The organism is Staphylococcus cohnii species complex 1663, assembly GCF_041008415.1.
Lineage (GTDB): Bacteria > Bacillota > Bacilli > Staphylococcales > Staphylococcaceae > Staphylococcus > Staphylococcus ureilyticus.
This window is the reverse complement of sequence record NZ_JBFDVL010000004.1, coordinates 26,495-40,004: the sequence shown is the minus strand read 5'-3', so window position 1 is coordinate 40,004 and position 13,510 is coordinate 26,495. Positions and strand designations below refer to the sequence as shown.

Genomic DNA, 13,510 nt, shown 5'->3' with positions numbered 1-13,510 from the left:
CAATAAATCGTATCTACGCTTTATCTTCAACCACATGTTCACGCTGAAACGTAGCGATTTCAGCATAGCGTTCTTCTAATGAGCGACTTAAATTGATGAAAATTGAAATGAGTTTTTGATAAACATTCACATTATCTTGATTTGGACGATGCTGATTTGTTGTACCCACCATTTCTTCAATAATAGAAAAATCTTCAATTTCACCAAGTGCCTTCATGCCAAGTACACAAGCGCCTAAACATGAGCTTTCATAACTCTCTGGGACGATTAAATTCGTATCAAAGATATCTGCCATCATTTGACGCCACACTTCACTTTTAGCAAACCCTCCCGTTGCTTTTATCGTGGACGGTGTTTCATTCATTACTTCGACTAATGCTAAATAAACTGTATAAAGGTTATAAAGAACGCCTTCTAACGCTGCTCGAATCATATGTTCTTTCTTGTGAGCTAGCGTTAAGCCAAAGAATGAACCTCGTGCATCTGCATTCCACAATGGTGCACGTTCACCTGCTAAATATGGATGGAATATCAACCCATCTGCGCCCGGTTTCACACGATTAGCAATTTTAGTCAGTACATCATAAGGGTCGACGCCTAAACGTTTTGCTGTTTCCACTTCACTCGCCAATAATTCGTCACGTAGCCATCGTAATACCACGCCTCCATTATTCACTGGTCCTCCAATGACATAATGATCTTCCGTCAAAACATAACAGAAAATTCTACCTTTATAATCTGTTCGTGGTTTATCTATTACTGTTCTTATGGCGCCAGAAGTTCCAATGGTTACAGCAACTTCACCTTTTTTAAACGCATTTACGCCTAAATTTGACAATACGCCATCACTAGCACCTACAACAATTGGCGTATTTTCGTCAATACCCATTAATGTTGCGTAACGACGTTTCATTCCTTTTAATATATGTGTTGTCGGTACAATTTCAGGCAATTGAGATTTACGAATGCCTAACAACGCTAATGCTTCTTGATCCCAATCTAAATTCTCTAAGTTAAACATGCCAGTAGATGAAGCCATCGATTGATCAATCACATAGGTTTCAAATAACTGATAAAAAATATATGTCTTAATGTCTGCAAACATCGCTGTTTGATTATATATTTCTTGTTGTTCGTGTTTCATCCAAAATATTTTAGATAGAGGTGACATTGGATGGATAGGCGTACCTGTTCTACTGTATATCGCGTCACCGTCATATTTGTCTTTAATCATTTCTGCATATTTTGTCGCACGATTATCTGCCCAAGTCAAATTCTCAGTTAATCGTTGATGACTTGCATTCATTGCAATCAAACTATGCATTTGAGCACTAAATGAAATTAATTTCAAATCATTTTTATGAACATTGGCTTCCCTCATAACATATTTAATCGTCATCAATACTGCATCAAATAACTCATCAGGATTTTCTTCTGACACCTCCACATTTGGTGTATGCAAAGGATAGCCAATATTATGTTTCATAATAAACTGCCCTTTTTCATCATAAAGCACTGCTTTTGTACTTGTCGTACCTATATCAACACCTATCATGTATTTCATAGTTTTTCCTCCTATTGTACCTCTTGTTTCACAATTACTCTTTCATCCAAAAACTATCTATATCTTCGCCAACATCATCAAAATTCAAATGAAATGCTTCTCTTAGTTTTGTTGCACTTTGCTTTGCAACCGCATCGATAAACACTTCATGATTATGATGAATTCGTTCAAAATCAACCGGATTTTCAGTCATACGTTTGCGCATGGATAACAAGATAAGCGCTTCCATCACTGGCTTCAAATTGTTCCAAAATGTTTTTAGATACTGATGTTTAGAAGCTAATATCGTCACTTCATGAAATTTCATATCGTGTTCTGTAAATGCCTCTGCGTCTTCAAATTTCACAGCAACTCTCATCATTTCTAGTTGTTTCCGCATTTCTTTAACAATTTGCTCATGATTATCTTTTTTTATCTTATTAAAAGCAAATGATTCTAGCATAATTCTTAAATCATACAGTTCTTTTTTTTCATTATCATTAAAAGGTAAAACGTAGGCACCCATTCGTTCTAAATGAATTAACTGATCTTGCTTTAATAATTTAAATGCATCTCTTACTGGAGAACGACTCACATTAAATTCATTGGCAATTTGGTTTTCAGTTAACAATGTGTCTGGTGTAATCATGCCATCAACAATTCTTAAACGTATTTCCGAAGCAATCATTTCACCTTTAGAAACACCTTCAAGCCATTGTTCTGGATAAATATATTCCAAACGACTTCACCTCTCCACTCAATCGATATACTTGTATACAAGTATAGTAATATACATTCCGTATAATTGCAAGCGCTTGCAATTATACGGAGCGTCTCCAAATTCCATAAAAAATCGGCATATCAAGTTTTCACTCGACATACCGATTTTTTTCATTTTAATGACTTCCTGTTTTTAACGTTGTTACACAATGATGTGTTTGGTAACAATGCGGGCATTGTAATTTTCTAGTTTTAGGTGTATGTGCAGCAAACATCCACGTCGACAATTTAGGTTTAAATATTTGTTGACAATTCGGACATAAATAACTCACACGTTGATATATCGCTTTTGTCATAATGCCAGCATAAATTACTAGAATAGGTAATATTGATAAAAAAGGCATCCATTTTTTTAATAATACGCTAGCGATGATAGATGTATATTGTATTATGATCGCAGGACTCAGCTTATATAGCAGTGGCATGTATAACGTCATGCCACGCTGATTTTGAATGACATATTTATGTGTGTTAATCAATTTTTCAATAGGTGCTTGCGCATCTTCACTGATACTGCTTTCCAGTTGTTTCATTTGATAAGCAGTAAGTTTCAATTTTTCAATTTCTTCATTAATTTCAGTTTTCTTTTGATGTAACATAACTTTTACTGCTTGTAACTTTTTGTCGTCTGTTAGTAATATTTTTATGTCTTTCAATGAAAAACCTATCGATTTCAATATTAAGATAATTTCTAAATTTACTTTGCTTTGTTCGTCAAATAATCGTCTACCATTACTTGATGATGGCATCGATTGTAAGAGTCCTTTTTTATCATAATACTGAATCGTTCTTACTGTTACATTGCAATGCTTTGCTAGTTCTCCTGTTTGATATAGTGTCATAAAATAACCTCCTTGACGTTAATCATACATGGTGACCTAACGTAACGAGCAAGTGTAACATTCGTTTTTAGTGCATAATATTTGTTTAAGACTCTAATTCTCAAAAATTTCGGAATGAATATTTTGCATTTTACTTTCAACAGTTGTAATTTCATTGGCACATTGTTTTAAAATTTCTCTATAATCCTCTGTATTTTTATTATTTTTGTAACGTATTTTATGTTCTAAACTCGCCCACATATCCATACCTATTGTTCTAATTTGAATTTCTACTGGTACTTTTTCTACAGAATTCGCTAAAAACACCGGTATTGACACTACAATATGCAAACTTCTATAACCGTTATCTTTTGGATTCATAATATAATCTTTTCGTTTTAATAACTGAACATCCGCCTGTTTTAACAATAATTCTTCAATAACATAAATATCATCTATATAATTACAAACAACTCTTATACCTGCAATATCATAAATATATGCTTTCGCTGACGCTGTGTTGATTTGATATCCTTTTCGATCTAACTTTTTAATCAGACTTCTCATTTCCTTAACACGACGTTCCATGTGATGGATCGGATTATGTTTATACAATTGTTGAAAATGATCGTCTAAAATATCAAGTTTAGTGCTAATTTCTTTTAGTGCGGATGAATATAATTGCTCTAAAGCAACAAAATCAATGACCATTTCAAATGCTTCTTCATAATTATTTATATATGATAAACTCTCTTTAAATTCTTCTTTCAAATCATCCATATTCAACGTTGGTTTACGTTCAATGTACATAAATCGTACCTCCAATAATTCATCTCTTTCCAAACATTATAGCTAAATTTAAAGACTACTTGAAACAATACAGTGAATATTTATCAATGAATGGTTCGAGTCAGAGATTACTTGATATGTGAAAGGGCATTTTTCAGTTTCGGCTGTTTGAGCTCATAAAAATCCATAGCAGCCTATTGTTTGTTCTAAAGCCAACCACTTCAATTGACATGTTTTGTTTTTTTTTACTTATACATACAAAAGTCTCTATTCTACTAAATAAAATACATTTTCAGCTTCGCCTTCACGTTTTTTCACACTATTCGTTCATTTTATGTTCAATAATTTGAGTCCTTCTATTATCTGCAATGTTACGTGCTCGCTTCATAGCATCTGCCTTTTTATCGAAGCTATCCGTAGCTTGTTTCGCACCATCAGACTTTATTTTCCACTCACTATTCTCATAATAGACATGAACATCTTTATGATTTAATTGTGGATTTACAGATTGATTACGTTCATGCACAGTGATTTTTTTATTTTTCAACGCTTTCAATTCATCTTCAGTCGCATTTTTGTACCAATCTTCAGCTTGTTTCGTAGCGATTGGAATCGCATTGTCCTCTTGATATCCATCTTTTAGCATTGCATTTCCAATGTCTATCGCTTTTTTTCTTTCCAAGTTTTCCATATTTTTCCAACTTTGTGGATAATCTTCCATCGTCCAAGGCATGTGATAAAACCTCCATATTCAAACTTATATTAATTCTCTTTTACCTCTTTTTTCCTTTAACAAACTAAATAAATGCATTAAAAATGATATAAATATTTAAGACAACTATGATTTGTTCATTAATTGAAAGGGAATGATGAGTAAGAATCAGTGTTAAATAAAAGGAGGTTTAACTAACATGAATCTATCCATTGGCTTAATCCCTTCTCCTGACATGCCTCATAAATTAATCAACAAAATTTATTCAGAGCTCCCAAAAGATTTCACAAAACATGTAGATAATGGCGTGGAATGGCAATTTGAAATACACGTTGCATCTATGATTGGGACTGCGGAACATATGGATAAAGTTTTGGATATTGCATCCAATATGAAACAACAAAAAAATTGGGATTATACAATTTGTATTACGGATTTACCTAATTTTTCTAAAAATAAAAGTGCATTATGTGATATTGATTTCGATACTAAAACAGCACTTTTATCATTACCAGCGTTGGGAAACTTTAAGTTAAAAGAGAAATTAAGACAGTGCTTAATATTTATTATTGAATATTTACATTCTTCTGGTAGAAACAAAAACACTTTAAACTTTAAGCATTTTAAATTGACTCAATTTAAAGAAGTCATACCTAAGGATAATAATGAAAATTATAGATCCCGTATCATTGCCAAATCTACATTTTTAGGTTGGCTTCATTTGATTTGTGGCATGACTTTTGCCAATGAACCTTGGTCTGCCATTTTTGATTTTAAAAAAATCATATCTGTTTCATTTGCCACAGGAACTTATATAGCAATATTTTCTACACCTTGGGATATCAGTCTTGATTATAGTTATTGGCGGTATATTTTACTGATGTTACTATCTGTATTAGGCATGGTTGGTTGGCTAATTTATTCTTATAAATTATGGGAAAGACCTAGCGCTAATACACAAAAACTTTATCGCTTTATTTATAACATCACGACCTTCACAACCTTATTGACCATCACCTTTTTAAATTTTATAGTACTATATATCTTGTTATCTCTAAGTACAATATTATTTGTACCTCCCGAGTTGTTTTCAAATTGGACATCATTAAACAGTGAGCATCCAACTATTTTAAATTATATTAACTTAATTTGGTTTATTACGTCATTAGGTATACTCGCTGGCGCTATGGGATCGACTGTTGAAAATGCTGAAAAAATTAAACGTGTGACGTATTCTTTTAGACAATACTATAGATCTAAATCACTGGAACAAGAAGATGAAGATAGCTCTAGCGCATATGCAAAAGCTGATTACTACAAGGGCGAAAAACAATCACATCATGAGGAGGGATTAAATGAACACAACAACGGCTAAAATAGGTATTATTGCTGCACCGGGCGTCACTGAAAAAGTAGCGCGTAATCTTGAAATTGATTTGCCCCACATCCTTAGTGAGCAATATGAGCATTCAGTTAAATGGGAAATCGATACAATTATTGATCCTTTGACTGGTTCAGCAGAAAGCGTCCAACAAATTTTCAGTAAAATTGCTGATTATCAAGAGCATAATCAATGGCATTTTACAATTGGACTCACTGACCTACCGATGATTGAACAACAAAAAGTAGTTGCCATTGATATCAATAGACAAAATGGTGCTAGTTTAATTTCTATCCCTGCTTATGGATGGCGTCCAATCAAAAAAAGAATTCAAAACTCTATATTGGCTATTCTAAAGGCAATAGATGAATTTAAGCATTCTGAAAAAATTAACAATAATCATGACGCTATGTCATTGATGAATGCGCAGTTTCCTTTATCAAATTTACAATCACGAACTGTTTACTTTGAAAATACTACCTCTCAACATACGCAATATTACGTATCGTCCAAGTCTAAAGGTATTTTTCGTCTTGTTAGTGGTATGACATTTGCAAACAACCCATTTAACATGTTAAAAAGCTTAAGTAATGTTGTGGCAATCGCCTTCACTACAGGTGCCTTTGGAATCATTTTTACGACAATGTGGAATTTAAGCTTTGTATATTCTGAATGGCGCTTGTTATTAATGATGCTTGTAGCAATTTTCGGTATGATGATTTGGATGATCATTGCACATAATTTATGGGAATCAAAAAAAGAGAGCACGAATAAGCAAATCACTACCTTATACAACTTAACTACAACGATGACTTTAACTGTTTCAGTTATTATTTATTACTTTATTTTGTTCTCACTCTTTTTGATTGCAAGTTTAATTGTGCTCCCCTCAGATTATTTAGGTCAAGCATTACAATTAAAAACATCTGCAGGTTTAACAACTTACATAAACTTAGCTTGGTTTGCTGCATCAATTTCGACTGTAGCTGGTGCAATAGGTGTTGGTCTAAATAATGAAGCACTCATACTTGAAAGTACTTACGGATATAGACAAAAACAGCGATACAAGCAATTGCATAAAGAACAACAACAACAAGAACAACAACAAAGAAAAGCACAAGAAGATATAAAGGAAAAAAGACAAGAAGAAGAAGAAAAAGCTAGAAAACAACAAGATTCCAACTAGATATCGGAAAGTAGCAATGCTTATTAGAGCATTGTTATTTTTCCATATTTGTAAAGACTTCACAAAACACTTCATTAAATTTTAAATATAAAACAAGCCAATGTCAGCGGATATTAACTACCGTAACATTGGCTTGTTTTGCATTATTCATGAGGTAATTTATTTGCTTGTCTTGCATTTTGACAATTATGTTGAATACTCATTAAAGAAGTTCTAATGTGCATGTATTGTGGTAAAGTTGCCATTTCTTGAACATTGATATTAGAACCGATTTCAAAATGTTTAGCAATGTTTTCAAATACTAACAAATACTCTCCCATGGTTTCATCATTAATATGGTAACGTTTTTCATTACTTAATGCCCTCGTCAGCATAAAGCTGATTTCTTCTAGTGCATATATACTAGGATAATAGTATTGTATAACCCTTTTATTACTAAATACTTCACCATTCGCACTATTATATATTTGTTTCATATTATTTAGTTGAACACTTAAATGCAACATTTCTTTTTTATCTCGCTCTCTCGATGAGTATTTGTTGCTTGAAAATAAATAATGGAATAACACTGCTTCATTACGAGCTACTGTAGCAAGCGTGCCTGGTAACATTGAAGAAGCAGTCTTTCTACCTATGATCAGTAGCGAAACAACAGCAATAATAATACCAACAATCACATCAATAATTCGTGGAAGTGCTATTAAAATCGAGAGATGGTTCGATGCTAAACCATTTAATAATATAACTTGAATTGTGATAAATATAACTGCAAATGAATAATTTGCTCCAACGAATATTTCTGTTATACCTGCTGCAACCGCAAGGAGTAATATAGCGATAGGTACAGGTGGTGTAGACAATAGTATTAATGACAGTACAAGTACACCTATAATCGTACCGATACCTCTTGATCCAGCACGTTCAAAACTGTGTAATGTAGTTGAACCTAATAATACTGTATGCGTACTAAGTGGAATCCAATATGCTTTGTCAAAATCAAACATCAATGCGATAAAAATCGCAATTGCCATAATAACGATATAGCGTATAGTATTTCTAAAGACAAATGAATCTATTGTCAAATTCGTAACTAATCGATGACCATAAATAGGTACACGTATATCCACTTCGTGTTCCAGTTGTGCATCATTTGCATTCATTATGGCATCAACTTTGAATATATTATCTACAAGTTTTTGATAAGCTTCATCAATATCAACTTGGCGAGTCCATGTTTTATTTGTCTTACCTTGCGTATATACTAAATTGATTACGTAGTCTACCATCAATTTAATATCTTGAGGTAAAGGCCGTACATTTTTTTCATTTAATTCCAGTAATTCTGAATGTATACCTTGTGCAATATTATGTAGCAATATTAAACGTTGGAATTGTGGTGACTTTTGAGATTTGGCAGAACTTGCAGTGATGAGTTGGTTATCAGTATTTCTAAAAGCAGTCACAGCAAATCGGGATGCTTTTGAAAATGCTTTTGAATCATCAAAATTATAAACTAATTGTTTTATAATATTATAATCATTTTTAATTGATTTAACTTCAGCTGATTCTTTTGAAAGTAAAATCACCACGATTACTACAAATGTTGCTAATAAACCTCCGATAAATACTGAAACACCTCTTATTAATGCTTCATCTGGAGCAACTGGTAAATTAATTGGCAAACTAAATGCCACAATAAAAAAAGTTGATGATGGTCCAGGAATGTTTAATGAACTAAATACATAATATGGTATTACTGCTACAATCAATAATAAAATACCAAATATGATGGGTTGATTGACGGTCAACGTGCCTAACATCATCGATAATGCAAATACTATTGAAGTAAAAAATACTGTACGAAGTTTAGACTTTGCCGTACCGCCAAACACATAAATATGTGCTAACGTACCTGTTGAAATTAATAGACCGATTGAAAAATAATCGACTAAATAACCAATCATTAATGGCAAAAACATTAGTATCGCTTGTCTAATACCTTTAGCAACATCGATTTTCATAGCATTAAATTTTGTGAGTGACTTTAAATATTTAATCAATGGCGATTCACCTCTCCTTTTTATTTTATTTTATTTTAACAATGATATTTCATCTGATTTGATGGAAAACATAAAAAAGACGGGTTAGAAATCTAAAATTTATATTTCGATCTCATAGTCCCGTCCCCGTTAAGGTCATTTTGTTTTGTGAAAAACTTGTTATACATAGCTTTAAATATAAATACTTTGCTTTTATACAATATTAAAGATATTTAATTTATCCTTCAGCTCACTTTATCAAATACATAAATCTACAACTGGGGAAGTACATTGTAAAATAGTTCATTTCACAAATTTTGGTTGAGAAATCAGATACATTTTAATTAACGATTACTAAACTATTTTAACACTTTTATTGGTTTCTGCTAGGGCATTTCCTACAAATCGTTATAATGAATATGTTTAATCATTACTATATTCTACTTTAACGAGTAATTTTATTCTGATTGTTTGATGTCTTCGTGCACTGTTGAATAATCAATATCAGATTCTAAAAATGTCGCGTTATTTACTGGGAAATGTTGTTCAAGTGTTTCAATATTACTTATTTCTACATCGCCATGATTCATTTCAAAATCCAATACATGTCCACCTATTGTTTTATCTCTATCTACAAAATGTAAATGGAAACCTCCGGCAGCTATGCCATGAAAAAGTGTTGGTGCATAAAAACCAACGATCGTACCTTCAATTTGATCATAATGAAACTCTGGTTGTTGTTTAGCCGATTCAATTAGTTTAGTATACGGTTTTTCTTGTTTTGGCATCATTCTAACATGTACGTTTTCAAATTTCCCAGATATTTTAACCGCAAAAAATAAGTTTTCACTGGCAGCGTGGCTTTTGGTTTGATTTAATACATATTCAGAATCAGTAATATGTCTCACTTCAAAACTAACATCCGGTTGAAATGGTGTGACCGTAGAAAAAGGGGTCATTTCACTACCTTCTAGTTGTTTGAAATTACCATGTGCATCAGCATGATAAGCGACGCCATCTAATATAATAACTTCACCGTCTGATCCTGTTAACGTACCGATACCTAAATCACCATGTTTTAAAATTTCATTCATTTCCATAGTGCCATCTAATAATCCAGCCATCAATGTACCGAGCGTGCCATGTTGATATAGCATGATATTTTCTCTCCTTATATCAGTATCTTTTTTAAAGAATTTCACTATTCACAATAATTCACAACATATTATTATACAATATAATTGTGTTTTTCAATAACTTTGTGCTCACAAAGCATTAATGAAACCTAAATATTTCTCGATATCAACCTTATATGCTTTATTTTAAAACTATGATAAAACACACTTTGATTTCATTTATATATATCGATTCAAACTATAAATAAACGTCAACTTCGTTTTACCAAGATGACATCCATCATAGGAAAATATTCAGTTAATGCGCTTCAATATTTCAAAAAATGAAAGCGCCCGTTTCTATTCAATTGAATTTGAAACGGGCGCTTATGCGTTAATCACAGATGTTTATCTTCTATACGCTTATGTTATTAATTATTTAATTGTAGCAACTTCTATTTTAGGCGCTTCAAGTAAATAAGTTTCTATTTCTTTAAAAAATGTTTGAAAATGTTCTGATTGATTATGTGCTTCTAAAGCAGCTTGATCTTTATATTTTTCTATAAAAGCAAAAGTTTGAGGTTCATTTGTATTTTCAAAGTGCGCATAATATAATGCACCTGCTTCTTGATTTGCTGCAATGACTAAGCGTTCAACCTCTGCTAAATAATTTTCTCTATGTTCTGATTTAATCTTCATTACTGCAGTTACTAAAATCATATATAACCTCCTGTGATATCGCTCTTGCAAAGTTTGTTTATAAGAGTATTAAAGTTCTTCTTTTTCAATGATTAACGGTTGATCCGGTTTAACAAAAAACCACATAATTATTGCAAACACCACTGGGATAATAACTAATTCTAATGTCACTGTCCAACCAACAATATCAACCATCATACCTGCTAATAAAGGACTCAGCAATGCTCCGATATTGCCCCATAAATTCATCCAGCCAGATACTGAACCAGAAAAATTACGTCCTAAATCTGTAGCTGCCGCCCAACTCATTCCTGTAGCAATTCCTATTCCGCCTAAACATAATGACAACCACAGCACATTTGCTACTAAATTGTTTGTTTGAATTGACATGAATAATGAGATACAAAATACCACAAAACCGATGATTGCAATGGACGCTCTCGCAACAAATCTTGATTTTCCATTTTGTAATAGCTTATCAGAGATTGCACCGCCACATAATATTAATAAGAACATAGCAATCCATGGTGCACCTGCTGCCCAAGCCATATCAGGGTCGGTTAATTTGACATTATATTGTTCCGTTAGATATGTAGGTAACCATATTAAGAATAGTGACACAACAAATTGTACAACAAAATATTGTGCAGCCAATGCATAAAAGCTAAATCTTCTTAAGAAGATATTCCACGGCGCGTTACTTTTTTCAGTTTTTATGATATCACGGTTTTCCATAATATATTTTTTTTCTGCTTCATTTACCATTTTATGTTGTTCCGGTAAATCTTTTGAAATAATAATCCATAATAATGCAATGACAATACCAATAGCACCAAAAATATAAAATACAGCTTGCCATCCAAACATATTAACGATAGCAATCGTAACTACAGGTGCAATCACTGGTCCAAAATATGAACCCGCTAACAATGCACTCGAAGCACGTCCTTTTTCACCTTTAGCAAACCAAAATGAGTTAAACACTGCATTCGAAGGATACATAGGTGCCTCACCTATACCAAATAAAAAACGTACAGCATATAATAAACCATGATTTTTAACAACACCAGTTAAAATCGTGAAAGCACTCCACCATACGAGCGCAATTGTTAACATTTTTTTAGAGCCAAATTTTTCTGCCAAAAAACCTGAAGGTACTTGCATCAACGCATACCCTAACGAGAAAAATGATGCTAATAAACCAAACTGTGTTTTCGTCAAATGTAAATCTTCCATCATAGGTCCTGCAATAATGGAAATATTTGATCTATCCATATAAGCAATTACACCTATAATGAAAAACGCAATAGCAAAATACCATCTTATATTTGTTCTTTTTTGTTCCATTTTTTTACCCACACTCTCTCCCTATTTCACTAGTCATCATATGACCTATTGTGTGCCTAGATATTACCACAATATGAAATCGCTTACAACTACTTTTTTCATTTTATGATAATACCTTATTCATTCTTATGAACAGCGTACACAGTTTATGTGACAGGTATTAACACCAGTTCTTTAAAAACCTAAATCTTCACTATAATATTAGTTGAAATAAGTTTTTCTTAAATCCCTCAGTGCATTGAAATTTCAAGGCAACAAATTTATTAATTATCTTTATATTACCTTAAATATGCATTACACATTAATTTAGATTATAATACAGAAGTAATTAAAAAATACCATCATGTTTGATTAAGAAAAGGAGCGACACTTATCGCCATGGAACAAATACTGACAAACTTTATAAATTCATGGGGTTATACTGCTATTGCAATATTAATCCTATTAGAAAATATATTACCTTTTATTCCATCTGAAATTATTTTGACATTTGCAGGACTGATGACAGTTAAATCTGATTTATCCATACCTTTACTTTTTATCATATCTACCATTTCATCGTTAATCGGTTTAATCATACTTTATTACATCAGTAGTATCGTCTCTGAAGCACGTTTATATCGTTTTGTTGATAAATATGGAAAATGGATCAAACTCAAAGGAAAAGATATTGCTCGCGCTAATGAATGGTTTAAAAAATACGGTGCTATTGCAGTCTTTCTTTGTCGCTTTATTCCTGTTTTACGCGTATTAATCACCATACCAGCAGGCATTAATAGAATGAATATTGTATTATTTACTATTCTTTCGTTAATAGGTACTACAATTTGGAACATTGCACTCATCTTCTTAGGTAGCATGTTGAGCAACAGTTTTGATACGTTAATGAATGGCTTACACACTTATTCATATATTATGTATGTCATCATCGCTATAGCTGTCGTATATCTCTTTATTCGTATCTACAAAAAGAATCGCACACATCAATAAGTGCACGCTTTGCTTTAGTTTAAAACTTTTTACGTCATTTGCTCGTATAACTGATATCTATCTTAGCAATCAGACAAAATCCGTAGGGTTTTTGTCTGATTTTTTTAT

The 13,510-nt window shown here is 32.3% G+C and carries 12 protein-coding genes; 3 read left to right on the top strand and 9 right to left on the bottom strand.

Annotated elements, in window-relative coordinates; genetic code table 11:
• Positions 1-13: 13 nt before the first annotated feature.
• The 5 genes from gntK to AB1J10_RS05625 all read right to left on the bottom strand — a co-directional run bounded on the left by gntK (position 14) and on the right by AB1J10_RS05625 (position 4,666).
• The gene (gene gntK, locus AB1J10_RS05645) at positions 14-1,564 is read right to left on the bottom strand and encodes a gluconokinase (protein ID WP_107365214.1); all 1,551 of its coding nucleotides are present in this window, start codon (positions 1,562-1,564) and stop codon (positions 14-16) included.
• A gap of 34 nt (positions 1,565-1,598) precedes the next feature.
• Positions 1,599-2,282: a GntR family transcriptional regulator gene (locus AB1J10_RS05640; protein ID WP_019470073.1), complete on the bottom strand. Its 684-nt coding sequence runs from the start codon at positions 2,280-2,282 to the stop codon at positions 1,599-1,601.
• A gap of 157 nt (positions 2,283-2,439) precedes the next feature.
• A complete protein-coding gene (locus tag AB1J10_RS05635; protein ID WP_107365215.1) occupies positions 2,440-3,165 on the bottom strand; it encodes a MerR family transcriptional regulator in 726 nt (241 codons plus the stop codon).
• A gap of 93 nt (positions 3,166-3,258) precedes the next feature.
• Positions 3,259-3,954 (bottom strand): GTP pyrophosphokinase, encoded by a 696-nt coding sequence (locus tag AB1J10_RS05630; protein WP_064209284.1) that lies wholly within the window; start codon positions 3,952-3,954, stop codon positions 3,259-3,261.
• A gap of 298 nt (positions 3,955-4,252) precedes the next feature.
• Complete coding sequence (locus AB1J10_RS05625) at positions 4,253-4,666, bottom strand: DUF2188 domain-containing protein (RefSeq protein ID WP_107365216.1); 414 nt, start codon at positions 4,664-4,666, stop codon at positions 4,253-4,255.
• A gap of 178 nt (positions 4,667-4,844) precedes the next feature.
• On the opposite strand from AB1J10_RS05625, the gene AB1J10_RS05620 reads away from it, so the two are divergent.
• A complete protein-coding gene (locus AB1J10_RS05620; RefSeq protein ID WP_019470069.1) occupies positions 4,845-6,020 on the top strand; it encodes a hypothetical protein in 1,176 nt (391 codons plus the stop codon).
• On the top strand, positions 6,001-7,212 hold the full coding sequence (locus tag AB1J10_RS05615; protein ID WP_046206788.1) for a hypothetical protein: 1,212 nt from the start codon (positions 6,001-6,003) through the stop codon (positions 7,210-7,212). Before AB1J10_RS05620 ends, AB1J10_RS05615 begins: the two co-directional genes overlap by 20 nt.
• A gap of 143 nt (positions 7,213-7,355) precedes the next feature.
• On the opposite strand, the gene AB1J10_RS05610 is transcribed toward AB1J10_RS05615, so the two are convergent.
• The 4 genes from AB1J10_RS05610 to AB1J10_RS05595 form a co-directional block, all read right to left on the bottom strand.
• A complete protein-coding gene (locus tag AB1J10_RS05610) occupies positions 7,356-9,272 on the bottom strand; it encodes an FUSC family protein (RefSeq protein WP_107365217.1) in 1,917 nt (638 codons plus the stop codon).
• Positions 9,273-9,709: 437 nt separating this feature from the next.
• Complete coding sequence (gene budA / locus AB1J10_RS05605; protein WP_019470066.1) at positions 9,710-10,408, bottom strand: acetolactate decarboxylase; 699 nt, start codon at positions 10,406-10,408, stop codon at positions 9,710-9,712.
• A 393-nt stretch (positions 10,409-10,801) separates the two neighbouring features.
• The gene (locus AB1J10_RS05600; protein ID WP_046206786.1) at positions 10,802-11,086 is read right to left on the bottom strand and encodes a putative quinol monooxygenase; all 285 of its coding nucleotides are present in this window, start codon (positions 11,084-11,086) and stop codon (positions 10,802-10,804) included.
• Positions 11,087-11,134: 48 nt separating this feature from the next.
• Positions 11,135-12,412, bottom strand: a complete 1,278-nt coding sequence (locus AB1J10_RS05595) for an MFS transporter (RefSeq protein WP_046206974.1) — start codon at positions 12,410-12,412, stop codon at positions 11,135-11,137.
• Between the two features lie 378 nt (positions 12,413-12,790).
• Here AB1J10_RS05595 and AB1J10_RS05590 point away from each other — a divergent pair, with 378 nt between their 5' ends.
• Positions 12,791-13,402 carry a DedA family protein gene (locus AB1J10_RS05590; protein ID WP_046206785.1) on the top strand — a complete coding sequence of 204 codons (612 nt, stop codon included), beginning with the start codon at positions 12,791-12,793 and terminating at the stop codon, positions 13,400-13,402.
• Positions 13,403-13,510: the final 108 nt, after the last annotated feature.

Excerpts from the sequence above, each read along its gene's own strand:
- gntK (WP_107365214.1), bottom strand. The coding sequence starts at position 1,564 with ATGAAATACATGATAGGTGTTGATATAGGTACGACAAGTACAAAAGCA.
- AB1J10_RS05635 (WP_107365215.1), bottom strand. The coding sequence starts at position 3,165 with ATGACACTATATCAAACAGGAGAACTAGCAAAGCATTGCAATGTAACA.
- AB1J10_RS05630 (WP_064209284.1), bottom strand. The coding sequence starts at position 3,954 with ATGTACATTGAACGTAAACCAACGTTGAATATGGATGATTTGAAAGAA.
- AB1J10_RS05625 (WP_107365216.1), bottom strand. The coding sequence starts at position 4,666 with ATGCCTTGGACGATGGAAGATTATCCACAAAGTTGGAAAAATATGGAA.
- AB1J10_RS05620 (WP_019470069.1), top strand. The coding sequence starts at position 4,845 with ATGAATCTATCCATTGGCTTAATCCCTTCTCCTGACATGCCTCATAAA.
- AB1J10_RS05615 (WP_046206788.1), top strand. The coding sequence starts at position 6,001 with ATGAACACAACAACGGCTAAAATAGGTATTATTGCTGCACCGGGCGTC.
- budA (WP_019470066.1), bottom strand. The coding sequence starts at position 10,408 with ATGCTATATCAACATGGCACGCTCGGTACATTGATGGCTGGATTATTA.
- AB1J10_RS05600 (WP_046206786.1), bottom strand. The coding sequence starts at position 11,086 with ATGATTTTAGTAACTGCAGTAATGAAGATTAAATCAGAACATAGAGAA.
- AB1J10_RS05595 (WP_046206974.1), bottom strand. The coding sequence starts at position 12,412 with ATGGAACAAAAAAGAACAAATATAAGATGGTATTTTGCTATTGCGTTT.
- AB1J10_RS05590 (WP_046206785.1), top strand. The coding sequence starts at position 12,791 with ATGGAACAAATACTGACAAACTTTATAAATTCATGGGGTTATACTGCT.